The sequence below is a fragment of the Mesorhizobium sp. Cs1299R1N3 genome (assembly GCF_037179625.1).
Classification (GTDB): domain Bacteria; phylum Pseudomonadota; class Alphaproteobacteria; order Rhizobiales; family Rhizobiaceae; genus Mesorhizobium; species Mesorhizobium salmacidum.
On sequence record NZ_JAPYKQ010000004.1, the window covers coordinates 320,917 to 344,596 of the forward strand.

The 23,680-nt window shown below is 63.0% G+C and carries 25 protein-coding genes; 15 read left to right on the forward strand and 10 right to left on the reverse strand.

What is annotated here, in order from left to right; translation table 11 throughout:
- Positions 1–68: 68 nt before the first annotated feature.
- Together tldD and O7B34_RS12690 are read right to left on the reverse strand one after the other, a co-directional pair.
- Positions 69–1,481, reverse strand: coding sequence for a metalloprotease TldD (tldD, locus tag O7B34_RS12685; protein ID WP_337146363.1), 1,413 nt, complete (start codon positions 1,479–1,481; stop codon positions 69–71).
- Positions 1,482–1,669: 188 nt separating this feature from the next.
- Positions 1,670–2,230: an invasion associated locus B family protein gene (locus tag O7B34_RS12690; RefSeq protein ID WP_337107914.1), complete on the reverse strand. Its 561-nt coding sequence runs from the start codon at positions 2,228–2,230 to the stop codon at positions 1,670–1,672.
- A 259-nt stretch (positions 2,231–2,489) separates the two neighbouring features.
- Here O7B34_RS12690 and coxB point away from each other — a divergent pair, with 259 nt between their 5' ends.
- The 13 genes from coxB (at position 2,490) to O7B34_RS12755 (ending at position 12,835) form a co-directional block, all read left to right on the forward strand.
- Positions 2,490–3,506, forward strand: coding sequence for a cytochrome c oxidase subunit II (gene coxB / locus O7B34_RS12695; protein ID WP_337146364.1), 1,017 nt, complete (start codon positions 2,490–2,492; stop codon positions 3,504–3,506).
- Positions 3,507–3,544: 38 nt separating this feature from the next.
- A complete protein-coding gene (gene ctaD, locus O7B34_RS12700) occupies positions 3,545–5,197 on the forward strand; it encodes a cytochrome c oxidase subunit I (RefSeq protein ID WP_140507797.1) in 1,653 nt (550 codons plus the stop codon).
- 74 nt (positions 5,198–5,271) lie between these two features.
- A complete protein-coding gene (locus O7B34_RS12705; RefSeq protein WP_337146365.1) occupies positions 5,272–6,216 on the forward strand; it encodes a heme o synthase in 945 nt (314 codons plus the stop codon).
- A complete protein-coding gene (locus O7B34_RS12710; protein ID WP_167531499.1) occupies positions 6,213–6,380 on the forward strand; it encodes a hypothetical protein in 168 nt (55 codons plus the stop codon). The genes O7B34_RS12705 and O7B34_RS12710 overlap by 4 nt, the downstream gene beginning before the upstream one ends.
- On the forward strand, positions 6,380–7,012 hold the full coding sequence (locus O7B34_RS12715) for a cytochrome c oxidase assembly protein (RefSeq protein WP_337146366.1): 633 nt from the start codon (positions 6,380–6,382) through the stop codon (positions 7,010–7,012). The genes O7B34_RS12710 and O7B34_RS12715 overlap by 1 nt, the downstream gene beginning before the upstream one ends.
- A 1-nt stretch (position 7,013) precedes the next feature.
- Positions 7,014–7,895 (forward strand): cytochrome c oxidase subunit 3, encoded by an 882-nt coding sequence (locus tag O7B34_RS12720; RefSeq protein ID WP_027142360.1) that lies wholly within the window; start codon positions 7,014–7,016, stop codon positions 7,893–7,895.
- Between the two features lie 69 nt (positions 7,896–7,964).
- Positions 7,965–8,471 (forward strand): L,D-transpeptidase family protein, encoded by a 507-nt coding sequence (locus tag O7B34_RS12725; protein ID WP_337146367.1) that lies wholly within the window; start codon positions 7,965–7,967, stop codon positions 8,469–8,471.
- 18 nt (positions 8,472–8,489) lie between these two features.
- Positions 8,490–8,876, forward strand: coding sequence for a DUF983 domain-containing protein (locus tag O7B34_RS12730; RefSeq protein WP_027142361.1), 387 nt, complete (start codon positions 8,490–8,492; stop codon positions 8,874–8,876).
- A complete protein-coding gene (locus O7B34_RS12735) occupies positions 8,873–9,628 on the forward strand; it encodes an SURF1 family protein (protein WP_337146368.1) in 756 nt (251 codons plus the stop codon). Before O7B34_RS12730 ends, O7B34_RS12735 begins: the two co-directional genes overlap by 4 nt.
- 70 nt (positions 9,629–9,698) lie before the next feature.
- Positions 9,699–10,709: a 4-hydroxy-3-methylbut-2-enyl diphosphate reductase gene (gene ispH, locus O7B34_RS12740; protein ID WP_337146369.1), complete on the forward strand. Its 1,011-nt coding sequence runs from the start codon at positions 9,699–9,701 to the stop codon at positions 10,707–10,709.
- A gap of 6 nt (positions 10,710–10,715) precedes the next feature.
- Positions 10,716–11,678: a homoserine kinase gene (locus O7B34_RS12745; protein WP_337129854.1), complete on the forward strand. Its 963-nt coding sequence runs from the start codon at positions 10,716–10,718 to the stop codon at positions 11,676–11,678.
- Positions 11,675–12,208, forward strand: coding sequence for a ribonuclease HI (gene rnhA, locus O7B34_RS12750; protein WP_337146370.1), 534 nt, complete (start codon positions 11,675–11,677; stop codon positions 12,206–12,208). Before O7B34_RS12745 ends, rnhA begins: the two co-directional genes overlap by 4 nt.
- A 42-nt stretch (positions 12,209–12,250) precedes the next feature.
- On the forward strand, positions 12,251–12,835 hold the full coding sequence (locus O7B34_RS12755; protein WP_337146371.1) for a histidine phosphatase family protein: 585 nt from the start codon (positions 12,251–12,253) through the stop codon (positions 12,833–12,835).
- Positions 12,836–12,837: 2 nt separating this feature from the next.
- Here the strand turns inward: O7B34_RS12755 and O7B34_RS12760 are convergent, their stop codons facing one another.
- From O7B34_RS12760 to O7B34_RS12770, 3 genes are all read right to left on the reverse strand, one after another.
- A complete protein-coding gene (locus O7B34_RS12760) occupies positions 12,838–13,314 on the reverse strand; it encodes a DUF2938 domain-containing protein (RefSeq protein ID WP_337146372.1) in 477 nt (158 codons plus the stop codon).
- 94 nt (positions 13,315–13,408) lie between these two features.
- Positions 13,409–13,891, reverse strand: a complete 483-nt coding sequence (locus O7B34_RS12765) for a peroxiredoxin (protein WP_015318782.1) — start codon at positions 13,889–13,891, stop codon at positions 13,409–13,411.
- 186 nt (positions 13,892–14,077) lie between these two features.
- A complete protein-coding gene (locus O7B34_RS12770; protein ID WP_337146373.1) occupies positions 14,078–14,884 on the reverse strand; it encodes a protein-disulfide reductase DsbD domain-containing protein in 807 nt (268 codons plus the stop codon).
- A 173-nt stretch (positions 14,885–15,057) separates the two neighbouring features.
- On the opposite strand from O7B34_RS12770, the gene O7B34_RS12775 reads away from it, so the two are divergent.
- On the forward strand, positions 15,058–15,666 hold the full coding sequence (locus O7B34_RS12775) for a YqgE/AlgH family protein (RefSeq protein WP_027142370.1): 609 nt from the start codon (positions 15,058–15,060) through the stop codon (positions 15,664–15,666).
- Between the two features lie 7 nt (positions 15,667–15,673).
- Here the strand turns inward: O7B34_RS12775 and O7B34_RS12780 are convergent, their stop codons facing one another.
- From O7B34_RS12780 to thrC, 4 genes are read right to left on the reverse strand one after another with little or no spacing between them, the layout of a single operon-like run.
- Positions 15,674–18,562 carry an EAL domain-containing protein gene (locus O7B34_RS12780; RefSeq protein WP_337141603.1) on the reverse strand — a complete coding sequence of 963 codons (2,889 nt, stop codon included), beginning with the start codon at positions 18,560–18,562 and terminating at the stop codon, positions 15,674–15,676.
- 2 nt (positions 18,563–18,564) lie between these two features.
- A complete protein-coding gene (locus tag O7B34_RS12785) occupies positions 18,565–19,161 on the reverse strand; it encodes a GNAT family N-acetyltransferase (RefSeq protein WP_027142372.1) in 597 nt (198 codons plus the stop codon).
- Between the two features lie 12 nt (positions 19,162–19,173).
- The gene (locus tag O7B34_RS12790; RefSeq protein ID WP_337141605.1) at positions 19,174–20,466 is read right to left on the reverse strand and encodes a M16 family metallopeptidase; all 1,293 of its coding nucleotides are present in this window, start codon (positions 20,464–20,466) and stop codon (positions 19,174–19,176) included.
- A 14-nt stretch (positions 20,467–20,480) separates the two neighbouring features.
- Positions 20,481–21,875, reverse strand: coding sequence for a threonine synthase (thrC, locus tag O7B34_RS12795; protein WP_337146374.1), 1,395 nt, complete (start codon positions 21,873–21,875; stop codon positions 20,481–20,483).
- Positions 21,876–22,004: 129 nt separating this feature from the next.
- Here thrC and O7B34_RS12800 point away from each other — a divergent pair, with 129 nt between their 5' ends.
- On the forward strand, positions 22,005–22,736 hold the full coding sequence (locus O7B34_RS12800; RefSeq protein WP_337146375.1) for a hypothetical protein: 732 nt from the start codon (positions 22,005–22,007) through the stop codon (positions 22,734–22,736).
- A 145-nt stretch (positions 22,737–22,881) separates the two neighbouring features.
- Here the strand turns inward: O7B34_RS12800 and O7B34_RS12805 are convergent, their stop codons facing one another.
- Positions 22,882–23,571, reverse strand: a complete 690-nt coding sequence (locus O7B34_RS12805) for an HAD family hydrolase (RefSeq protein ID WP_337146376.1) — start codon at positions 23,569–23,571, stop codon at positions 22,882–22,884.
- Between the last annotated feature and the right edge of the window lie 109 nt (positions 23,572–23,680).

Below are 23,680 nucleotides of genomic sequence, written 5' to 3' on the forward strand. Positions count from 1 at the left end.
AATAATATCCTAACACGATTGTGTTTCGCATAAGGCAGAGGTTGCCGCCGTAGGTTGGCATCAACGCCTCAGACCCTCGTGCCGCCGACCGTCATCTGGTTCATCCTCAGATGCGGCTGGCCGACGCCGACGGGTACGCCCTGGCCGGCCTTGCCGCACATGCCGATGCCATTGTCGAGCTTCATGTCGTTGCCGACCATCGTGACGCGGTGCATGGCGTCAGGCCCGTTGCCGATCAGCATGGCGCCCTTGATCGGCTGCGTCACCTTGCCGTTCTCGATCATGTAGGCCTCGGTGCAGCCGAACACGAATTTGCCCGACGTGATGTCGACCTGGCCGCCGCCGAAGGAGACGGCATAGATGCCGTTCTTGACGGAAGCGATGATCTCGTCCGGCTCCATGTCGCCTGAGGTCATGTAGGTGTTGGTCATGCGCGGCATCGGCTGGTGCGCATAGCCTTCACGCCGGCCGTTGCCGGTGGCTTTCATGCCCATCAGCCGCGCGTTCTGCCGATCCTGCATGTAGTCGACCAGCTTGCCGTCCTCGATCAAAACGTTGCGGGCCGAAGGCGTGCCTTCATCGTCGACGGTGAGCGACCCGCGCCGTTCGGGGATGGTGCCGTCGTCAACGACAGTGACGCCCTTGGCGGCCACCTGCTGCCCCATCAGGCCGGCGAAGGCCGAGGTCTTCTTGCGGTTGAAGTCGCCTTCCAGTCCGTGCCCCACGGCTTCGTGCAGCATCACGCCCGGCCAGCCGCTGGACAGCACGATGTCGAAAGTGCCCGCCGGTGCCGGGATCGCCGCCAAATTGACCAGCGCCTGCCGGAGCGCCTCCCTGGCGGCGTGCTTCCAGCTATCCTCGATCAGGAAGTCGCCGAACGCCTTGCGTCCGCCCATGCCATAGGAGCCGCTCTCCTGGCGGTCGCCGTCGCCGACGACGACCGAGACGTTGACGCGGACCAGCGGCCTGATATCGCGTACCACCTGGCCGTCGGCGCGCACGATCTCGACATGCTGCCAGGATGCGGCGATCGAGGCCGTCACCTGGCGCACGCGTGGATCCTCGGCGCGCAGCCAGGCGTCGATTTCCTGCAGCAGCTTCCCCTTGGCCTCGAAGGAAGGCGAGGGGATTGGGTTCTCGTCGCCATAGAGATGGCGGTTGGTGCGGGCGGGGGCTGCGGCAAGCGTACCGGAATAGCCACCCTTGACGGTCGACACGGCTTCGGCCGCGCGCAGCAGCGATGCCTCGGACAGGTCGCTGGAATGGGCGTAGCCGCTGGCTTCGCCCGCGACCGCACGCAGGCCGAAGCCCTGGTCGGTGTTGAAATTGGCGGTCTTGAGCCGGCCGTTGTCGAACATCAGCGCTTCGCTTTCGCTGTATTCGAGGAAAAGCTCGCCGTCGTCGGCACCCTTGATGGTGTCGGCGACGATCTGCTTGATGCGGTCGTCTGAAATGTCGAATTGGCCGATCAGGCTGTTCATGGCGCGTCCGTCCGTGGGATGATTGCTTTCCCCCGATGTAGGCGTGAAGCCGCGCCCACACAATCGGCAATGAAGATCAGTGCCGACGAATGACATCGTCCGGTTGATGCAAGCCATGCTTCTGGGTCGGCAAAAGCCGCGTCCAGGTCTGGTTCAGCGTCCAGGTCTGGTTCAGCGCAGAGCCGCGATCAGGGCAGGGCGGCAAAACCGTCGGCGAAACCCTTGAGGTCGACCGGGATGCCGATGCCTTCCTCAGGCGTCTGGAAGACGATGAACGTTGCCGACGTGCCGGTCTTCAGCGTGTCGAGCAGCGGCTTTTCGAGAATGACCTCGGCGTAGCAGCCGTCCTGGAAGCAGCGCACGAAATAGGCGCGGCCGATGTCCTTGCCGTCGACGTTGAGGCCGAGCCCGTTCGGCAACAGCACGCCGAGCGGCGCCAGCACGCGCAGGATCTCGGCCTTGTTGTCGGCGGTACGCAGCACGACGACCGAAAGCCCCATCTCCGGACGGTCCTCGGCGACGACGTTCTGCATCATCACGCATTGTTCCGCGGTGGCGCCGGCCGGCGTGTCGCAAATGATCGACCAGGCGCCATGCGTCGAGCGCACCGTGCCGCTCGGCTGGGCGGCATTGGCCTGACCGGCGACGAACAGGCCGGCCGCGGACAGGACGGCGAGAAACACGGCGTTCGCCAGGGTTCTCGAAAGTCCCGGTCGCGTATGCCTCAGTCTCGAAAGCCAAGAGTTCATGACGGCTCCATTGCGAATCACGGCACTTTAAGCCGCGCCAATACCAAGTAAAGGACGAGACCGCGGCCGGACTGTCCCGAAACAGGCAATACAGCGCTTTTCCCTGCCAAATTCGCCTGAATTACGACGCTTTGCGGGCGCCGCCGGCATAGGGCGGACAGACCGCCGAACATACTCGATTCGCTACCATGGCCATTGCCCTGGAAGAGCTATGTCAGCTTGCGCGCAAAAATGCCGCACGGTTTCGACCGCTCCTTTCTTGCGGAGGGAAAAAGAGTATGGTTTGAACCAGCTTGAGACTGTCGGGATTCCCGTCCCGGCATTGTTCGTTATTCTCGTTGGCACCGCCGCGAGGAACTGGGAGACGAAGAGGGCGATGAGAAATTTCCTAGCCAGCGGCAGGTTTCCAGCAAGTGCCAAGTTTCTAAGTGCTTGTGCCGCTGCCACGATTTTTGCAGGCACATCCGCCCATGCCGATCAGCCCGTGGAGTGGGAGACCACCTTCCAGGCGCCGGCGACCGACATGATGCGGCAGATCGAGTGGTTCGGAAACTACACGATGTGGTTCATCGTTCCGATCACCATCCTGGTGCTGCTTCTCCTCGCCTATTGCATCGTGAGGTTCCGCGCGAGCGCCAACCCGGTTCCCTCCAACACCAGCCACAACACGCTGATCGAGGTGATCTGGACCGTCGGCCCGGTCGTCGTCCTGCTCTGTCTCGCCATTCCCTCGTTCCAGCTCTTGACCGCGCAGTACACGCCGCCGGAAGAGGCCAAGCTGACGGTCAAGGCGACCGGCAACCAGTGGAACTGGGATTACGAGTACCAGACCGACAACACGCTCGCTTTCAACTCCGCTATCCTCCAGGAAGGTGACCGCGCCGCCGCCGGCAAGGAGGACCGCAAGGCCTATCCACGCCTGCTCGCTGTCGACAATGAGCTGGTGGTGCCGGTCAACACCATGACCCGCGTGCTGGTCACCGCGACCGACGTGATCCACTCCTTCGCCATGCCGTCCTTCGGCATCAAGATCGACGCCGTTCCGGGCCGCACCAACGAGACCTGGTTCAAGGCGGAGAAGGAAGGCCTGTATTATGGTCAGTGCTCGCAGCTCTGCGGCAAGGACCACGCCTTCATGCCGATCGCCATCCGTGTCGTCTCGGATGCGCAGTTCAAGACCTGGCTGGCGGCAGCCAAGACCAATCTGCCGGGTGCCAACAAGACGCTCATGGCCGAGGTCGATGGCCAGAACAAGGTAGCGGCCGCCGGCAACTGATGTCGCGGGTTAGCAAGATTTAGGGAACGGAGCGGAACATGGCAGACGCTGCAGCTCACGACGGGCACGACCATAAGCCGTATCATGGCTGGGTGCGGTGGGTTTATTCGACCAACCACAAGGACATCGGTACGCTCTACCTGATCTTTGCGATCATGGCCGGCATCATCGGCGGCGCGCTTTCGGTCGCCATCCGTATGGAGCTGCAGGAGCCTGGCATCCAGATCTTCAGCGGCCTGGCGCAGATGGTCTATGGCATGAACGGTGACGCCGCGATCGACGGCGGCAAGAGCATGTACAATGCCTTCGCCACCGCGCACGCCCTGATCATGATCTTCTTCATGGTCATGCCGGCGCTTATCGGCGGTTTTGCCAACTGGATGGTGCCGATCATGATTGGTGCTCCCGACATGGCGTTCCCGCGCATGAACAACATTTCGTTCTGGCTGCTGCCGCCGGCGTTCATCCTGCTGCTCACCTCGATGTTCGTTCCGAGTGCGCCTGGCGCCTTTGGCGTGGGCGGCGGCTGGACGCTCTATCCGCCGCTGTCGACTTCGGGCCAGCCCGGACCGGCCATGGATCTGGCGATCCTGTCGATCCACATCGCCGGCGCCTCGTCGATCCTCGGCGCCATCAACTTTATCACCACCATCTTCAACATGCGCGCGCCCGGCATGACCCTGCACAAGATGCCGCTGTTTGCATGGTCGGTGCTGATCACCGCATTCCTGCTGCTGTTGTCCTTGCCGGTTCTGGCCGGTGGCATCACCATGCTGCTCACCGACCGCAACTTCGGCACGACGTTCTTCGCGCCTGATGGCGGTGGTGACCCGATCCTGTTCCAGCATCTGTTCTGGTTCTTCGGTCACCCGGAAGTCTACATCCTGATCCTGCCGGGCTTCGGCATCATCAGCCACGTCATCTCGACCTTTTCGCGCAAGCCGGTGTTCGGTTATCTCGGCATGGCTTACGCGATGGTCGCGATCGGCGCCGTCGGCTTCATCGTCTGGGCGCACCACATGTACACGACCGGCCTGTCGCTCGACACGCAGCGCTATTTCGTCTTCGCCACCATGGTCATCGCGGTGCCGACGGGCGTGAAGATCTTCTCCTGGATCGCAACGATGTGGGGCGGGTCGATCTCGTTCAAGACGCCGATGCTGTGGGCGCTGGGCTTCATCTTCCTGTTCACCATCGGCGGTGTCACCGGCGTCCAGCTGGCCAATGCCGGCCTCGACCGGTCGCTGCATGACACCTATTTCGTCATTGCCCACTTCCACTACGTGCTGTCGCTGGGCGCGGTGTTCGCCATCTTCGCGGGCTGGTATTACTGGTTTCCGAAGATGACCGGCTACATGTATTCGCCTGTCATCGCCAACACCCACTTCTGGGTCACCTTCGTCGGCGTCAACCTGATCTTCTTCCCGCAGCATTTCCTCGGCCTCGCCGGCATGCCGCGCCGCACCATCGACTATCCCGACGCGTTTGCGGGCTGGAACTATGTGTCGTCCATCGGTTCTTATATCTCGGCCGTCGGCGTCCTGATCTTCCTCTACTGCGTGTTCGAAGCGTTCCAGAAGAAGCGGGTGGCCGGAGCCAACCCATGGGGCGAGGGCGCAACGACTCTCGAATGGCAGCTGCCTTCGCCGCCGCCCTTCCACCAGTGGGAGCAGCTGCCGAAGATCAGGTAAGGCGGCTCCCCTCGAATGCAAAACCGCCGGTCCGCCGGCGGTTTTGGCCAACGGAATAATGGACTTGAGTACGCATGGCCCTAGTCGACAAAACCAGCATTGACGAAGCGGGCTTCCGCATGTCGGAAGCGACGGCGGGCGATTTCTTCGCCCTCCTGAAGCCGCGCGTCATGTCGCTGGTGGTGTTCACCGCCTTTGTCGGGCTGGTCGCGGCACCGGTGACCATCAACCCGCTGCTGGCGGTGATAGCCATCCTGGCTATCGCGATTGGGGCTGGCGCCTCGGGTGCTCTCAACATGTGGTACGACGCCGACATCGACGCGGTGATGACCAGGACCGCCAGCCGCCCAATCCCGTCCGGTCGTATCCAGCCGCACGAGGCGCTCAGCTTCGGCCTGGTCCTTTCGGTCCTGTCGGTGATGACGCTCGGCGTGCTGGTCAACTGGCTGGCCGCGACGCTGCTGGCCTTCACCATCTTCTTCTATGCCGTCGTGTACACGATGTGGCTGAAACGCTCGACGCCGCAGAACATTGTCATCGGCGGTGCCGCGGGCGCCATCCCGCCGGTTATCGGCTGGGCCGCGGCGACCGGATCGGTCAGCCTCGAAAGCATCATCCTGTTCCTGATCATTTTCCTGTGGACGCCGCCGCATTTCTGGGCGCTCGCGCTGTTCAAGTCCGAGGACTATAGCCGCGCGGGCATCCCGATGATGCCGAACGTTGCCGGCCATGCATCGACCCGCCGTCAGATTTTCGCCTACGCACTGGTGCTGGCCCCGGTCGGCGTGCTGCCCTGGCTGCTCGGCTACACGACGCCATTCTATGGCGTGGCCGCTCTGCTGCTGGGTGTTGGTTTCGTCTGGTATGCCTGGAAAGTGCTTGGCATGGCCCACGACGACCGCGCCATGAAGCCGGCCAAGGCCCTGTTCGCCTATTCGCTGCTCTATCTCTTCGCCATCTTCGCCGCCTATCTGGCCGACTGTGTCGTCGAACGCGCGCTTGCCATGGGTGGGGCATGACCATGGTCGAGAAAGAACTCGAGACGGTCACCTTGACCGATCGCCAGAAGAAGGCCCAGCGCAGCCGTTCCATTGCGATAGGCGTAGCGCTGGCTCTGCTGGTCGTGATTTTCTACATCGCCACGATCGTGAAGTTCGGCCACAATTTGTCGGGCAAGATGTGATGAGCGTCGAGACGCCCAGAAAGACGGCCGGCAAGACCAGCAACCGCGCCGTCGCGGCCGTCTGCCTCGCCTTCTTCACCGGCATGATCGGCATGGCCTATGCAGCCGTGCCGCTCTACAAGATGTTCTGCCAGGCGACCGGCTACGGTGGTACCACGCAGCGTGCCGAGAGGCAGTATGCCGGCCGCGTGCTTGACCGCGAGGTCACCGTCCGCTTCGACGCCAACATTGCCGGCGTACCTTGGGAATTCCAGCCGGTCCAGCGCTCGATGACCATGAAGATCGGGCAGACCGTGCAGGCGCACTATCAGGCGACCAACAAGTTCAATCGCCCCGTCACAGGCCGCGCCACCTTCAACGTGCAGCCGGAACTGGCCGGTCCGTACTTCAACAAGGTCGAATGCTTCTGCTTCACCGATACGACGCTGAAGCCCGGCGAGACGCTGGACATGCCGGTCCTGTTCTATGTGGACCCCGACATCGTGAATGTGCCGGAACTGAAGGACATCAAGACGATCACCCTGTCCTATACGATGTTCCCGGTCGAGAAGAACAAGCCGGTCGCCTCCTCGGAGCCGGCCAAGGGCAACAGCAAGACAGTTTCAGATACCGAAGGAAATCTCGGGGGTTGATATGGCAGACGCGCACGCAAAACCACACCATGACTACCATCTCGTCGACCCTAGCCCGTGGCCTTTCGTGGGATCGGTCGGGGCGCTTGTCACCGCTTTTGGCGGTGTCTGCCTCATGGAATACCTGAAGGGCGGCTCCTTCCCGATCTTCGGCTTCAACATCGCCAATCCGTGGCTGTTCTTCATTGGCATCGTGATCGTCCTGTACACCATGTTCGCCTGGTGGTCCGACACGATCAAGGAAGCGCATGAGGGCCACCACACGCGCGTCGTGTCGCTCCACCTGCGCTACGGCATGATCATGTTCATCGCCTCGGAGGTGATGTTCTTCGTCGCCTGGTTCTGGGCCTATTTCGATGCCAGCCTTTTTGCCGGGGAGGTGCAGAACTACGCGCGCCACACGTTTACCGGTGGTGTCTGGCCGCCGAAGGGCATGGAGGTTCTCGATCCCTTCCATCTGCCGCTTTACAACACCGTCATCCTGCTGCTGTCGGGCACCACGGTCACCTGGGCGCATCACTCGCTCCTCCACGGCGACCGCAAGGGGCTGGTCAACGGCCTGGTGCTGACCGTCGGCCTCGGCATGCTGTTCACCATGGTGCAGGCCTACGAGTACATGCACGCGCCGTTCGGCTTCAAGGATTCCATCTACGGCGCCACCTTTTTCATGGCGACCGGCTTCCATGGCTTCCATGTCATCATCGGCACCATCTTCCTGCTGGTCTGCCTGATCCGCGCGATGAAGGGCGACTTCACCCCCAAGCAGCATTTCGGCTTCGAGGCGGCCGCCTGGTACTGGCACTTCGTCGACGTGGTCTGGCTGTTCCTGTTTGCCTCGATCTACGTCTGGGGATCGGTCGGCGCGGTGATCGAAGGTCACTGATCCCGCCTTTGGGATTCGATTTAGGAAAGGCGGCCGCGGCGACGTGGCCGCCTTCTTCTTTTCGGCGCAATGATCGTCGATCGATGGAAGATGCGGCTGATCTCGGCAAGTTTCGCGTTTATCGTCGTGGCATTCCCGGCTCTTGCCGGTGACAGGGTCGATCTGGTGCGTGTCCATAAGGCGGAACGGCGGCTCGAACTGATCGGCGACGGCAAGGTCCTGCGCAGCTACGGCATTGCGCTCGGTGGGGATCCCTTCGGCCACAAGCAACAGGAGGGCGATCAGCGCACGCCCGAGGGGCGTTATATCCTCGACTGGCGCAATCCCAACAGCATCGCGCACAAGTCGATCCATGTCTCTTATCCCGATGCCAAGGATCTGGCGGCCGCGAAGGCACGCAATGTCGATCCCGGCGGCATGATCATGATCCACGGCCAGCCGAACGGCTTCGGCTGGTGGGGCTGGCTGCTTCAATTGGTCGACTGGACCGATGGCTGCATTGGGGTTACGGACTCCGACATGGACGAAATCTGGGCAATGGTGGCCGATGGGACGCCGATCGATATCGGGCAATGACCGTGAATGAAGACAACCATGAGTGAAGATAGGGCGATCTGGCCTCCGATCGATCCGATCTCGGCCGGCCTGCACGGCCGTTGCCCGCGTTGCGGCGAGGGGCGGCTGTTTTCCGGCTTTCTCACCGTCGGCAAGCGCTGCGTCAATTGCGGCCTCGACTATTCCTACGCCGATGCCGGCGACGGGCCGGCGGTCTTCGTCATCCTGATCATCGGCTTCATCATCGTCGGCCTGGCGCTCTGGGTCGAGGTGACGCTGAGTCCGCCGCTCTGGCTGCATCTGCTGATATGGATCCCACTGGCCCTGGTGCTGTGCCTGACGGCGCTCCGGTTGATCAAGGGCGTGCTGCTCACCCTTCAATACCGCAACAAAGCGGCCGAGGGCCGGCTGGACCGCGGCGAATGAGCGAGGCTTCCGTCAAGGCCGGCGGCCGTTCGCGGCCGAGATCGGCACTGTTGTTCGCCCTTGGCCTTGTGCTGTTCTTGGTCTTGCTGGCGCTCGGCACATGGCAGATCCAGCGCCTGCACTGGAAGGAAGACCTGCTGCAGACGATCGACCAGCGCACGCATTCGGCGCCGCTGCCGCTGGCCGAGGTCGAGAAGGAATTCGCCTCGACCGGCGACGTCGACTACACGCCGGTCACTGTCACCGGCACTTTCCTGCATTCCGGCGAACGGCATTTCTACGCGACCTGGGAAGGGGATGCCGGCTTCAATGTCTACACGCCGCTAGCCCTTGACGATGGCCGTTTCGTCCTGATCAACCGTGGCTTTGTGCCCTACGACCTGAAGGACGCCGCCAAGCGCGCCAAGGGACAGGTGGCGGGCAAGGTCACGGTCACCGGGCTTGCCCGCAACCCGCTTCCGGCAAAGCCCTCCATGATGCTTCCCGACAATGACGTGGCCAAGAACATCTTCTACTGGAAGGACCGCGACGTCATGGCCGCGAGCGCCGGCCTGCCGGCCGGCTTCACGCTGGTGCCGATCTTCATCGATGCCGACAAGACGCCAAATCCAGGCGGCCTGCCGGTCGGAGGCGTCACCATCATCGATCTGCCGAACAGCCATCTGCAATATGCTGTCACCTGGTATGGGCTTGCCGCGGCGCTTGCCGCCGTACTCATCCTACGGCTTCGCCGACCGGCGAAAGAGGAATGAACACGAGCGATACCCTTGACAGGGCAGGGGTGGGCACCTCATTTCGGCGCTGACGAACCGGCAGGATTTAATGCTTCACACAATCGCCAAGCCTCCTCTGACGATCCGGCTCTGCCAGCCGCGCGGTTTTTGCGCGGGCGTCGACCGTGCCATCCAGATTGTCGTGCTGGCACTGAAGAAATATGGCGCGCCGGTCTATGTCCGCCACGAGATCGTGCACAACCGCTATGTCGTCGAGGGGCTGCAAAGCCTCGGCGCCGTCTTCATCGAGGAACTTTCCGAAATTCCGGCCGAACACCGGCAGTCGCCGGTCGTCTTCTCGGCGCACGGCGTGCCCAAGTCGGTGCCGGCGGACGCGCAGGCGCGCAACCTGTTCTATCTCGACGCAACCTGTCCGCTGGTCTCCAAGGTCCACAAACAGGCGATGCGTCACCAGCGGCTTGGCCGCCACGTTCTGCTGATCGGCCATGCCGGGCACCCCGAGGTGATCGGCACCATGGGGCAGTTGCCGGAAGGCGCGGTAACGCTGATCGAGACCGAAGCCGATGCCGCCCGGCTTGTGCCCGCCGATCCCAAGGCACTCGGTTTCGTCACCCAGACAACGCTCTCGGTCGAGGATACCGCCGGCATCATCCGCGCGCTGCAGGAGCGCTTTCCGGACCTTCAGGCGCCGGCGGCGGAATCGATCTGCTACGCCACCACCAACCGCCAGGAGGCGGTCAAGGACACCGCCCCGGGTGCTGACCTCTATCTGATCGTCGGCGCCCCCAATTCCTCGAATTCGCGCCGCCTCGTCGAAGTTGCGGAACGCGCCGGCGCCGCCATGTCGCTTCTCGTGCAGCGCGCCGCTGAAATTCCGTGGAATGAGATCGGCGGCATTTCGACGCTCGGCCTGTCGGCGGGGGCATCGGCGCCCCAGATCATCGTCGACGAGATCATCGACGCGTTCCGCCAGCGTTTCGATGTGACCATCGACTTGGCCATCACGGCCACCGAAACAGAGGATTTTCCGGTCATGCGGGTATTGCGCGATGTCGAACTGACGCCGGCCGACATGGCCTTCGTCAACGGGGCCGCGTGAACGGCCATGGCGGTCTATACAGACGTTGCGGAGGGCGAACTCGGTGCTTTCCTGAAGCACTACCCGGTCGGCGATCTCCTGTCCTACAAGGGCATCGCCGAAGGCACCGAGAATTCGAACTTCCTGCTGCACACCTCCAGCGGCTCCTACATCCTGACGCTCTATGAAAAGCGGGTCGAGAAGAAGGATCTGCCGTTCTTCCTCGGGTTGATGGGCCACCTCGCCAACAAGGGGGTGTCCTGCCCGCTGCCGGTGACCGCGCATGACGGCAGCGTCATCGGCACGCTGGCCGGCCGGCCGGCGGTCATCATCACCTTCCTCGAGGGGCTTTCGCTGCGGCGACCGGCCGCGACGCATTGTGCCGAGGTCGGCAAGGCGCTGGCCGCGCTGCATCTGGCCGGCGCCGATTTTTCCATGAGGCGCCCGAACGCGCTCGCTCTCGATGGCTGGCGCAAGCTTTGGGATGCGTCTCGCGACCGCGCCGACGAGGTCGAGCCGGGCCTTGCGGCCGAGGTCGATGCCGACTTCGCCGATTTCGAGCAGAACTGGCCCAAGGGCCTTCCCGAGGGCATCATCCATGCCGATCTTTTCCCGGACAATGTCTTTTTCCTGGGCGAGAAGCTATCGGGGCTGATCGATTTCTATTTCGCCTGTGACGATCTCTACGCCTACGATGTCGCCACCTGCCTCAATGCCTGGTGCTTCGAGAAGGATTTTTCCTTCAATCTCACCAAGGGCAAGGCATTGCTTGCCGGTTATCAGAGCGTGCGCCCCCTGAGCGCGGAGGAGAAGGCGGCGCTGCCGATGCTGTCGCGCGGCTCGGCGCTGCGCTTCATGCTGACCCGGCTTTACGATTGGCTGACCGTCCCCGATGGCGGGCTGGTGATGAAACGCGACCCGACCGAATACATCAGAAGAATGCGGTTCCACCGGGCGATCAGATCTCCTTCGGAATATGGATTGGCATGAGCAAGCAGGTTGAAATCTTTACCGATGGCGCCTGTTCGGGCAATCCCGGCCCCGGCGGCTGGGGCGCCATCCTGCGCTTCAACGGCACCACCAAGGAGCTTTTCGGCGGCGAGGCCGAGACCACCAACAACCGCATGGAATTGCTGGCGGCCATCTCGGCGCTGAACGCGTTGAAGGAGCCTTGCACGGTCGAGCTTCATACCGACAGCAAATACGTCATGGACGGCATTTCCAAATGGATCCATGGCTGGAAGCGGAATGGCTGGAAGACCGCGGACAAGAAGCCGGTCAAGAACGGCGAGCTCTGGCAGGCGCTGGACGAGGCCAACCGACGCCACAAGGTCACTTGGAACTGGGTGAAGGGCCATGCCGGCCATACCGAGAACGAGCGTGCCGACGAACTGGCAAGGGAAGGCATGGCGCCGTTCAAGAAGGGACCTTTCAGGCCGGCGGTGTCGGCACCGAAGCTCGATATCCAGGCAAAGCAGCCGCTGGTCACGAAAGCACGTCGTTCGACCCAGAGCTATTGAGCTTCTGTTCGCGGCCGGCTGACCGGCCGGAGAATTTCTGTCATGCCGATCGCCTACTACATCACCCATCCTCAGGTTCAGATCGACGCCACCAATCCGGTACCGGATTGGGGCCTGTCCGACATCGGCCGGGCCAGGGCGCACGCAATGCTGAACCAGCCGTGGATCGCATCGATCGGACATGTGGTGTCGTCGGGCGAACGCAAGGCCATCGAAACCGCCGAAGTGCTCGGGCGGCATCTAAATCTTGCCGTAGAGGTGAGGGAGCGGATGCATGAGAACGACCGGTCGGCGACGGGTTTCGTGCCGCCTCCGGAGTTCGAGGCGGTCGCCGATCAGTTCTTCGCCAATCCGCACGAAAGCATCCGTGGCTGGGAGCGGGCCATCGACGCGCAGCAGCGCATCGTGAGCGAGGTTGAGGCCGTACTCGATGCCGGCGGCGCCGGCAACATTGCTGTTGTGGGCCATGGAGGCGTGGGAACACTCCTGCTGCTGTCGCTGAGTGGCAGGCAGATCAGCCGCGAAGCGGATCAGCCGTCGGGCGGCGGCAATTATTTTGCTTACAATGTCGGTGCGCGCCACGTTATCCATGGATGGCAGCCGATCGACAGGCTGGAAGAGCCCTGATTTTAGCGGATCAGCAGCGCCGTAACCCAAAGGCCGAGCGCGAACACCGTGTGCGAGACCAGATTGAGGGCGCGGATCTCCATCGGGTTCGGCCGCTTTGAAGCCGCCCAGCCGGCGCCCATGCCTGGCGCCAGCAAGAACCACCCGGCGCCGACGGTGACGATGCCGAGGATGAAGGCCGGCAGGAAGGTCGGGGAGGCCAGCCAGCCTGCGCCCGCCAGCACCACCAGGATGATGCCGTAGATGATGCCGACGAAGTAATGGAAAGCCCAGCCCAGCGCCTTCTCATGGGCGTAGGGCGCCGCATCACCGATATCGTCATGAAACACCTTGTCGCCGAGGTGCCAGACCCAGCGCCCGACCGGCCCCCAGTTCGGCCGTGGCTGGCCAAACGCCTTGTGCAGGAAGAAGGCCCAGATATCCATCAGGACGGTGGCGCCGACGCCGATCGCGATAGCGCGCCAGAAGATATCAAACATGTTGGAATCCCCTCCGGGAGCCGGCAGTTCTGGAGCGCAGCCGCATGTCGGGCGAGGCCAGCCGTTGCGGCCTCGCCTGACCGGCCGTCGAAGCTCAGAGCTGGCCGAGAATATGAGCCGCGCCTGACTCATCGACACCGGGTTTGGTCTCGACATTGAGCGCGGTGACCTTGCCGTCGTCGATAATCATCGAAAAACGCTTCGAGCGCAGGCCCATGCCGCCACCGGAGTAGTCCGCGTCAAGACCGACCGCCTTGGCGAAGTCGCCATTGCCGTCGGCGAGGAACAGGATCTTGCCTTCGCCGCCGGTGAAGCGCGCCCAGGCGCCCATGACGTGGACGTCGTTGACTGAAACGACTGCGATGGTGTCGACGCCACGCGCCAGGATCGCGTCATGGTTCTCGAGATAGCCGGGCAGATGGTTATTGCTGCAGGTCGGCGTGAAGGCGCCGGGAACGCCGAACAGCACCACTTTCTTGCCCGGAAAAATCTCGGCCGACGTGATCGGCTTCGCGCCGTCGGCCGTCATGGTCTTGAAGGTCGCCTCGGGCAGCTTGTCGCCAACGGAGATGGTCATGAGTTCCTCGCTTGGGGAATGGGGAAGGACGCGTGCTTGCCTAGCGAACTCGGTGGCTTCCCGCAACCATCGCGGCAGTAGCTTCAGTACATGTCGCCCAAAGTGCGCAGCGATCTTGGGCTAACGACATGTACAAGGAGATGACATTGGAGCGCATCGTACGGGTTCGTTTCAATACGACGCACTTCAAGGGAAAGGCAGCAGCCCTTCGACCGCGCCCGCCGAACTCGTCAGCGTATAGTGGAGCCCCCCGTCCGTCGGCGTCGTCGAGGGGCGATCGAGGATCGGCACGGTGAAGATCAACTTGCCGTCTTTTTCCGCGCGGGAGGAGGTGCCGAACATATAATCGCGTTCGCCGGCGACGAAGAAATCCGCTGCCTGCGGATCGCCAGGGAAGCTCGCCTCGACAACCAGCGTTTCGTGATCGCCCGGCAGCACCTTGACGCCAAAATCGGGTTTTGCAGGTGCCGGCAATGCCGTGAAACTCGCCTTTACCAATGCGGCGTCGTCGGCATTGTCGGGATCGGAAGCTGGGTCGACGCTCAGCCGTGTCTGCACCGGGATGCAGATGGTTTCACAAATGCCGAGAAAAATGTCGGCATCGATGACGGCCGGCTGGTCCGGCGTCGCCAGCGTGAACGTCACCGGCAGCGAAACCGGATAGTTGTAGCCGGCCCATTTGCCATAACCATCGTCGTGGCGCTGCGGTGCGGGAAACGACAGTGTCGCATCGGCAATATTGGTGCTGGCCGAAATGTCCAGCTGCGGCGGCACACCTGCGTCACCCGGGTCGCGCCAGTAAGTCTTCCAGCCGGGTTTGAGCGCGATATCGAGAACACCCTGAATGCGGCCGGCGTCGTCCGGCTTGCCGCTGGTCACCAGCCGCACCTTGCCGCCTTCGCTGTTGTACCAGGCGGATGAGGAGGCGGTGGCGGGGAGGGCGGCCGCCAATCCGATGGCAGTACCGAGCAACAGGATTTTCAAGCTTTGCATGGCGATGATTTGATCGTCCCTTCGTGGCCGCGCAATGATTTCATGGCCCTTGCCGATATCATATTTGCGTGACCTTCGCGGGCAAGCCAAGGCCGGCCCCGCAATGTGGGCTTTGGTCGAATCCGGTACTGCGCATCTTTTCGGCGCCCGGGAAACGCGTTACGCTCCCTGGCATGGATTTGTTGCGCCACAAGAAGACAGCCGCCGGACGCGGCTTTCTCGACGATCAATTCCTGATTGCCATGCCCGGCATGAAGGACGATCGTTTCACGCGCTCGGTCATCTACATCTGCGCCCACAGCGACGAAGGCGCGATGGGCCTGATCATCAACCAGACGCAGCAGATGCTGTTTCCGGACCTTTTGGTGCAGCTCGGCATCATGAACGAGCTGGAGGCGATCCGCCTTCCGGCGCAGGCGCGCGATTTCGTCGTGCGCAATGGCGGGCCTGTCGACCGCAGTCGGGGCTTCGTCCTGCATTCGGGCGACTACCGCGTGGACTCCTCGCTCACCGTTTCCGACGACATCTGCCTGACTGCGACCGTCGACATATTGCGGGCGATATCGTCAGGGCGAGGGCCGCGCCGCGCGCTGATGGCGCTCGGCTATTCGGGTTGGGGCGCCGGCCAACTGGAAACCGAGATCGCCGAAAATGGCTGGCTGACTTGCCCGGCGACGCCGGAATTGCTGTTCGACGCCGATATCGAGCGCAAATACGACCGGATTCTCGCCTCGATCGGCATCGATCTCGCCCATCTCAGCCTGGCTGCCGGCCACGCCTGAGATTCTCTCAGGCCTGGGTTAGCGGATACTGCTCCTTCAGCGTCTTTAGCACCTGGTCGCCCGGCATCGGCGCGCCGAACATGAAGCTCTGCACATATTCGCAGCCCATCTGGCGCAACTCCAGCGCATCGCGCTCGTCTGATATGCCTTCGGCGACCACCGACAGGCCGAGTTCATGCGCCATGTTGACCATGGATTTGAGCAGCACCGCGCGTTTTGGCGTGCTGTCGTCGACGAAGCTCTTGTCGATCTTGATGGTGTCGAACGGGAACCGCGTCAGATAGGCGAGCGATGAATAGCCGGTGCCGAAATCGTCCAGCGACAGGCCGATGCCGAGCTGCTTCAGCTTGGTCAGTACGTGGGCCGTCTGCTCGGGATTGTCCATGACCAGGGATTCGGTGAGTTCGAGCCGGAAGCAGCGCGGCTTCAAATTGGCGCGCGCGATCACGGAACGCACATCGCTGACGAGGTCGCGGCGGATGAGCTGGCGGCTGGACAGGTTGACCGAGACCGACAGCGGCGCGTCGCCGATTTGCTTTTGCCATCCTGCGAGATCCTCGGCTGCTTGCTGCATGGCAAACAGCCCAAGCTGCACGATCAGCCCGCAGCTTTCGGCGACCGGGATGAAATCGGCCGGCGGGATCATGCCGCGGCGTGGATGGTCCCAGCGCAGCAACGCTTCGAAGCCGGCGACGCTGCCGTCTTCCAGGCGCACGATCGGCTGATAGGCCAGCGTGAATTCGCGCCGTTCGATGGCGCGACGCAGGTCGGATTCGAACTGCAGACGGTCGGTGCCGACTGTGCGGAAAGCCGGCCGGAACGGCTCGATCCTGTCGCCGCCGAAACGCTTGGCCTGATGCATGGCGAGCTCCGCATCCTTGACCATGTCCTCGGCCGAGGTCTGCGCCGAGGTCCAGGTGATCAGGCCGATCGAGGCGGTCAGCACGATCTCGCGCTTGGCAAAGGTGATCGGATTGTTGATCGCATGCTTGATCGCATCGGCCACGCCGGCGATGCGGGCGGGATCCTGCTCGGACAGCAGCATCAGCGCAAACTGGTCGCCGGCGAAGCGCGACAGTGAATCCTTCGGCTTCAACAGCCGGTGCAGGCGCCGCGCTATGGTGAGCAGGATGGTGTCGCCGGCCGAGATGCCGAGCCCATCATTGACCTGCTTGAAGCGGTCGATGTCGATCACGAAGACGGTCGGCCGCACCTTCTCTTCGGTGCGGGCGATCGAGATGATCGCCTCCAGCCGGTTCATGAACAATTCGCGGTTCGGCAGGCCGGTCAGATTGTCGTGCACGGCGTCGTGCAGCAGCCGCTCCTCGGATTTCTTCTGTTCGGTTACGTCGACCATGGTGCCGACGCAGCGGATCACCTCGCCGTCCGACCCGATGACCGGGCGCGCGCGCAGGGCAAACCAGTGATAGTGCCCGTCGGCGCCGCGCAGGCGGAAATTCTGCGCCACCTTGCCACGGCGATGCTCCAGAACGACGTCGAGCGTCGTGCGGAACGTGTCGCGGTCATCGGCATGCAGCACCGGCAGCCAGTTGCGCGCGGCACCGCCCAGGCTGTTGGGGGCAAGGCCGAGCTGGATGCTGACATCGGGTTTGGTCACCACGCGGTCGCGCAGCACGTCCCAGTCCCACACCGTATCGCCCGACCCGGCGACGGCCAGCGCCTGTCGCTCGAGATCGGAGAACAGCCCCTGATGCAGCGCACCGCCTGCAAAGGCGTGCTGCATGACGGTGAAGCCGATCAGCAGGATGATCAGGATCAGCCCACCGCCGAGCGCCGGCTGGGCGATGTCGTTGTCGAGCATGCCGGTGATCGCCATCCACGACCCGCACAGCCATAACAGCACCATGACCCAACTGGGCACCAGCATGATCGCTCGGTCATAACCACGAATACCGAGGAAGATGATCAGGCCGAGCCCGGTCAGCGCCGTGGCGGCAAACGAGATGCGGGCGATGCCGGCGGCAACCGCCGGATCGACGATGGCGACGCCGGCGATCAGCAGCAGGCCCAGAATCCAGACCAGGGCGCCATAGCTGAAATGGCCATGCCATCGGTTGAGGTTGAGATAGGCGAACAGGAAGACCACGAAGGTCGCCGCCAGCGCCACCTCCGTTCCGGCCCGCCACATTTGCTCGTTGCCGGGCGATATCTCGATGACCTTGTTGAGGAAGCCGAAATCGACGCAGATATAGGCAAGCACCGCCCAGGCAAGGGCCGCCGTCGCCGGGAACATCGACGTCCCCTTGACGACGAACAATATGGTCAGGAACAGCGCCAGAAGGCCTGCGATGCCGATGACGATGCCACGAAACAGCGTGTAGGAATTGACCGAGTCCTTGTAGGATTCCGGATCCCAGAGGTAGACCTGCGGCAGCTTCGGCGAGGCAAGCTCGGCGATGAAGGTGATCACCGTGCCGGGGTTCAGCGTCACCCGGAACACGTCGGCGTCGGGGCTGGTCTGGCGGTCGAGCGCGAAGCCTTCGCTGGGCGTGATGGCTGCGATGCGCGTCGAGCCCAGATCCGGCCAGAAGATGCCGGAATTGACCAGCCGGAAATGCGGCGCGACGATCAGCCTGTCGAGCTGCTGGTCGGTAGTGTTGGCGAGCGCGAAGACCGCCCAATCGCCGGTCGAGCGGGCATCGTTGGCCTCGACCTCGATGCGCCGCACGATGCCGTCCGGCCCGGGCGCGGTCGACACCTGGAAGTTTTCACCCTGGTTGCGGTAGATCTCGACAGCGCGCGAAAGGTCGAGCGCGACATCGTCGCGCGCAATCTTGATGGGTTCGACGGCAAAGGCCGACGAAGCGGCGCACAGCGTCAGCATCGTCGCCAGCAGAAAGGCGATCAGCGGCCCGTTTCGCAGGAAATTCGTCAAAATCAGTCCTTCGTTCCAGCGCCCGGCGGATCGTCGGCGATCCGGGCGTAGAGGTAGTGGTCCTGCCAGAGGCCGTTGATCCTGAGATAGGATCGCAGAAGTCCTTCGCGCCGGAATCCGGCTTTTTCAAGCACGCGGATCGACCTGATATTGTCGGGAATACAGGCGGCTTCGATCCGGTGCAACCTCAGCGTATCGAAGGCGAAGCGGGCCACCACCTTGACCGCGTCGGTCATCAGGCCGCGGCCGCCGAAGCGCTCGCCGATCCAGTAGCCGACATGGCCACTTTGCGAGACGCCGTGGCGTATGTTGCCGAGCGTGATGCCGCCCGCGAGCTTGCCGCTCGACTTCTCGAAGATGAAGAAGGCGATCGCGGTTCCCTGCGCATAGTCCTCGCGATAGCGGCTGATGCGCAGGCGCCATGCCGTGCGATCGAGTTCGTCCGGGGTCCAGCGCGGCTCCCACGGCTCCAGGAACGCCCGGCTTTCGCCGCGCACCGTCGACCACTCGCGGTAGTCGTTGGTGAACGGCACGCGCAGCGTGACCAGGTTGCCCTTCAGTGCCGGCAGGTCACGGCGAAAGAAAGGGAGCGCGAACACGGGGCTGGGGACTTAGACGGCGAGCCTGCGGGCCGTGGCCTGCGTGCCCGGAAGCGAATCAAGGATCGCCTCGTATGGCGCCAGCGTACCCACGGGCCCGACAGCGGTAAGCGTCGGCTTGGTCGAGAACATCCGCGACGACAGATCGGTCAGTCGCTCGATCGTCAGCGCCGCCAGCCGCTCCATCAGCTCTTCCTTTGCGATCGGCCTGCCGAAAAGGAGCAGTTGCCGCGCGATTTGCGAGGCGCGGCTGGCCGGGCTTTCGGCGGACATGATCAGCCCGGCGCGATACTGTGCGCGTGCACGGTCGAGCTCTTCCTGCAGGATGCTGTCGCCGACCTTCTGCAACTCGTCGACGATGACGGGCACCAGTTTGGCGATGTCGCTTTGCCCCGTGGCGGCATGGACGCCGAATATGCCCGTGTCGGAAAAGCCCCAGTGAAAGGCATAGACCGAGTAGCAGAGACCGCGTTTCTCGCGAACTTCCTGGAACAGACGCGATGACATGCCGCCGCCGAGAATCATCGACAATACCTGCGATGCGTAGAAATCGCGCACATGGTAGGCGCGGCCCTCGAAGCCCAGCACGATCTGCGCGTCCATCAGGTCGCGGTCCTCGCGGAAATCCCCGCCCACATATTGCGCGTATTGCGGAATGGTGCTGTCGGCTTTGCTGCGGAAACCGCCGAGCCGATTTTCGACCTCGCGCACGAACTTGTCGTGCTTGATGTCGCCCGCGGCCACGATCACCATCCGCTCGGCGCCATACTGGCGTTCGATGAAATCATGCAACTGCTTGGAAGTGAAGGATTTTACGGTTTCGGGCGTGCCCAGGATCGAGCGGCCAATGGTCTGGTGGCGGAAGGCCGTCTCGGTGAAACGGTCAAAGACGATGTCGTCTGGCGTGTCGTGGGCGGCGCCGATCTCCTGCAGGATGACATGCTGCTCGCGCTCGAGTTCCTGCGGGTCGAATTCGGACTCCTGCAGGATGTCGGACAGGATGTCGACGGCCAGCGGCACATCGTCGGAGAGCACCCTGGCGTAGTAGGATGTGGTCTCGACGCTGGTGGCGGCATTGATCTCGCCGCCGACGTCCTCGATTTCCGAGGCGATCTCGAAGGCGCTTCGCCGCTTCGTCCCCTTGAACGCCATGTGCTCGAGCAAATGGGCCATGCCATGCTCTTCTTCGCGTTCATTGCGGGCACCCGACTTGACCCAGGCACCCAAGGCAACCGATTCGATACTTGGAAGGGTTTCGGTGGCGACTGTCAGGCCGTTCGACAGACGGCTTACCTCAACACCCATATGGCTCGTACTCCTTAACGCGCCGCCCGCGCGCGGCGGCTGACGTAATCTTCCACCATTTTGAGGTCGGATGGAAGTACCGTGTATTTTTCCTCAAATGTCATCAATCCCCCCAGCCATGCGGGCAGGGCGGGCGAGACCCCGCTGGCGGCCTCGACGGCGGCCGGGAATTTCGCCGGATGGGCGGTGCCCAGCACCACCATCGGCACCGCACCAGCCTTGCCCGCCGCCACGTGCATGGCTGCCGCCGTATGCGGATCGAGCAGGTAGTTGCTGTTTGCCAGCGTCGAGCGAATGGCGGCGGCGACCTCGTCCATGTCAGCGCGGCCGGCATCGAATTCGGACCGCATCCCGGCGATTTCCGCGGCGTCGATAGTGAAGGCGCCCGATTGTTTGAGGCCTGCCATGTAACGTCGAACGGTCGCCGCGTCGCGGTTCGACGCCTCGAACAGCAGGCGTTCGAAATTCGATGACACCTGGATGTCCATTGACGGCGAGGTGGTCGCAAAGACCCCCTTGGTGCGGTATTCGCCGGTCGCGAAGGTGCGTGCCAATATGTCGTTGTCGTTGGTGGCGATGACCAGCCGTTCGATCGGCAGGCCCATCTTCTTGGCGGCGTAGCCGGCGAAAATATCGCCGAAATTGCCGGTCGGCACCGTGAACGACACCGGCCTGTCCGGCGCGCCGAGCGACAGCGCCGAGGAGAAATAATAGACGATCTGGGCCATGATTCGCGCCCAGTTGATCGAATTGACCCCCGACAGTGACACCCGGTCGCGGAAGCCGTGATCGTTGAACATATCCTTCAGCAGGCCCTGACAATCGTCGAAATTGCCCTCGATCGCCAGCGCATGGACATTTTCAGCCGACGACGTTGTCATCTGCCGCTGCTGCACCGGCGAGACGCGGCCATGCGGAAAAAGGACGAAGATGTCGGTGCGGCTGCGCCCGGCAAAGGCATCGATAGCCGCGCCGCCGGTATCGCCCGACGTGGCGCCGACGATGGTCGCATGCTGGCCGCGTTCGGCAAGCACATGGTCCATCAGCCGGGCAAGCAACTGCATCGCCACGTCCTTGAACGCCAGTGTCGGCCCATGAAAGAGTTCGAGGACAAAAGTGTTGGCGCCGGTCTGCACCAACGGGCAGACAGCCTCATGGCGGAAGGTGGCATAGGCTTCGCGGACGAGGCGCTCGAAGACCGGCGCGGCGATCTCGCCGCCCAGAAACGGCGTCAACACGCGGATGGCGAGGTCGGGATAGGCAAGGCCGCGCATGGCGCGGATGTCGGCTGCCGAGAAGCGCGGCCATTCGCGCGGCACATAGAGCCCGCCATCGCGCGCCAGCCCAGCCAGGATGGCGTCGGAAAATCCAAGCGCGGGCGCTTCCCCGCGGGTACTCACATAATGCATGTCACAGATCCGTTTGCCGCTGGTTTTTCCGTTCACCACAAGGTGGTTAATTTCTGCACCGGCTCTAGTCGCATTTTTGCCGCGCGGTTGATATACGTCACCAGCTTTGCGAGAGGGAAGTGCAGTTTCATGGCGTTTCGTATATCAAGTGGTCGCTTTTTGGCGGGTCTTGCGCTCACGGGCTTTATGCTTGCCGCCGCCGGCTGCCAATCAGGCGACAATGGCATCCTGAACCTCGGCTTCGGCAAGAAGGACCCGACGGCGCCTCCGCCGCCACAGGATCCCAAGGTGCTGGCCAGCCAGCTGAACGCCTATTGCCCAAGGGTGACGGTGCGCGATGGCACCGCGTTCTTCAATACCTATGTCAACGAGGTCCAGAAGCCCAAGCCGAAGCTCAAGAAGACCGGCGACGCGGCCGCGGATGCCGCGGCCCAGGCCGCGGCCGACGCCGCCGCTGCCACGCCGCCCGACGATTCGGCGAGGATCATTTATCAGGCGTCGATCAGCGACGTGACCCGCGATTGCAGCCGTGCCGACGGGCAACTGACGATGAAAATCGCGGTCGCCGGCAAGATCGTACCCGGACCGAAGTTCACGCCGGGCTCCATCACCATGCCGATCCGCACGGCGGTCATGCATGGCACCGACGTACTTTATTCGCAGATCCACCAGTATCAGGTTCAGGTGACCGACCCCTCGGTCGCCACCCAGTTTGTCTTCACCGATTCCAATGTCGTCGTACCGGCGCCAACGGCCGCGGACTATCAAGCCTATGCCGGTTATGATGAAACCGCGCCCAAGGCAACGACCGACAAGCCGAAGAAGAAGACCCACAGGAAGAAGGCGACCGCGACAAACTAATGGATGTCGCCCGGAAGTGTCCTCGGTTCCGGTATAACGACATGCATAAAAACCAGAAGCCTACAGCAGGTCGGGCGATCCTATTCGCCGCGACATGCTGTAGGCGGCTGTCAGCGTGGCGTGCGTCCGGCCGGGCGCACGCATCTCAAGCATCCGCAGACCATTCCGACAGGGCCGCGATCACGCTTTTCAACTCCGCCCACCGCCGGATGACCGTTTCGGCGCCGGCCTCCGTCAGGGCATCGGCATGGCCGGGATAGCTGTGGCTGGCGCCCGTAAAACCGATCACGCGCATGCCGGCGGCCTTGGCGCCGGTGACGCCGTGCACGGAATCCTCGATGACGAAGGTGTTCGCCGGGTTGGCGGCGAGCTTTTCGGCGGCATGCAGGAACACGTCCGGAGCCGGCTTGGTCTTTCCGGTCGGCGTCTCCATCGCCGAGAAGATGCGCCCGGCGAAGAATGGCAGCAGATGCACCTTCTCCAGCATGAACTCGATCCGCTCCGAACGTGAATTGGAGCAGATGCAGCGCTGCGCCGTGACCGAGGCGACCGCTTCGCGCACACCCTCGATGGCCCGCACGTCGCTGCGCAGTTTGCGGTCGACCAGTTCCTCGGCGCGATCGATCAGCGACACCTGAAACGGGATTTTCGACTTCTCCTCGATCCGGATCAGGATGTCCTTGAAGGTCAGACCCGCATAGGTCTCGGCAATCTCCTCCGCCGAGATTTCATATCCGGCCAGGGTGATCAATTCGGCCTCGACCCGCGCGGCGATGATTTCGGAATCGACGAGCACGCCGTCGCAATCGAAGATGACAAGATCTGGCTGGGGCATGGTGATCCGGACGATGGAGGATGGAGGGGATGGCCACTCAGGGCCCAAGCGGCGCGGCATACACCAACGGCCGGACCTTCGCAAATCTGGTCGCCATCCGCGCGCCTTC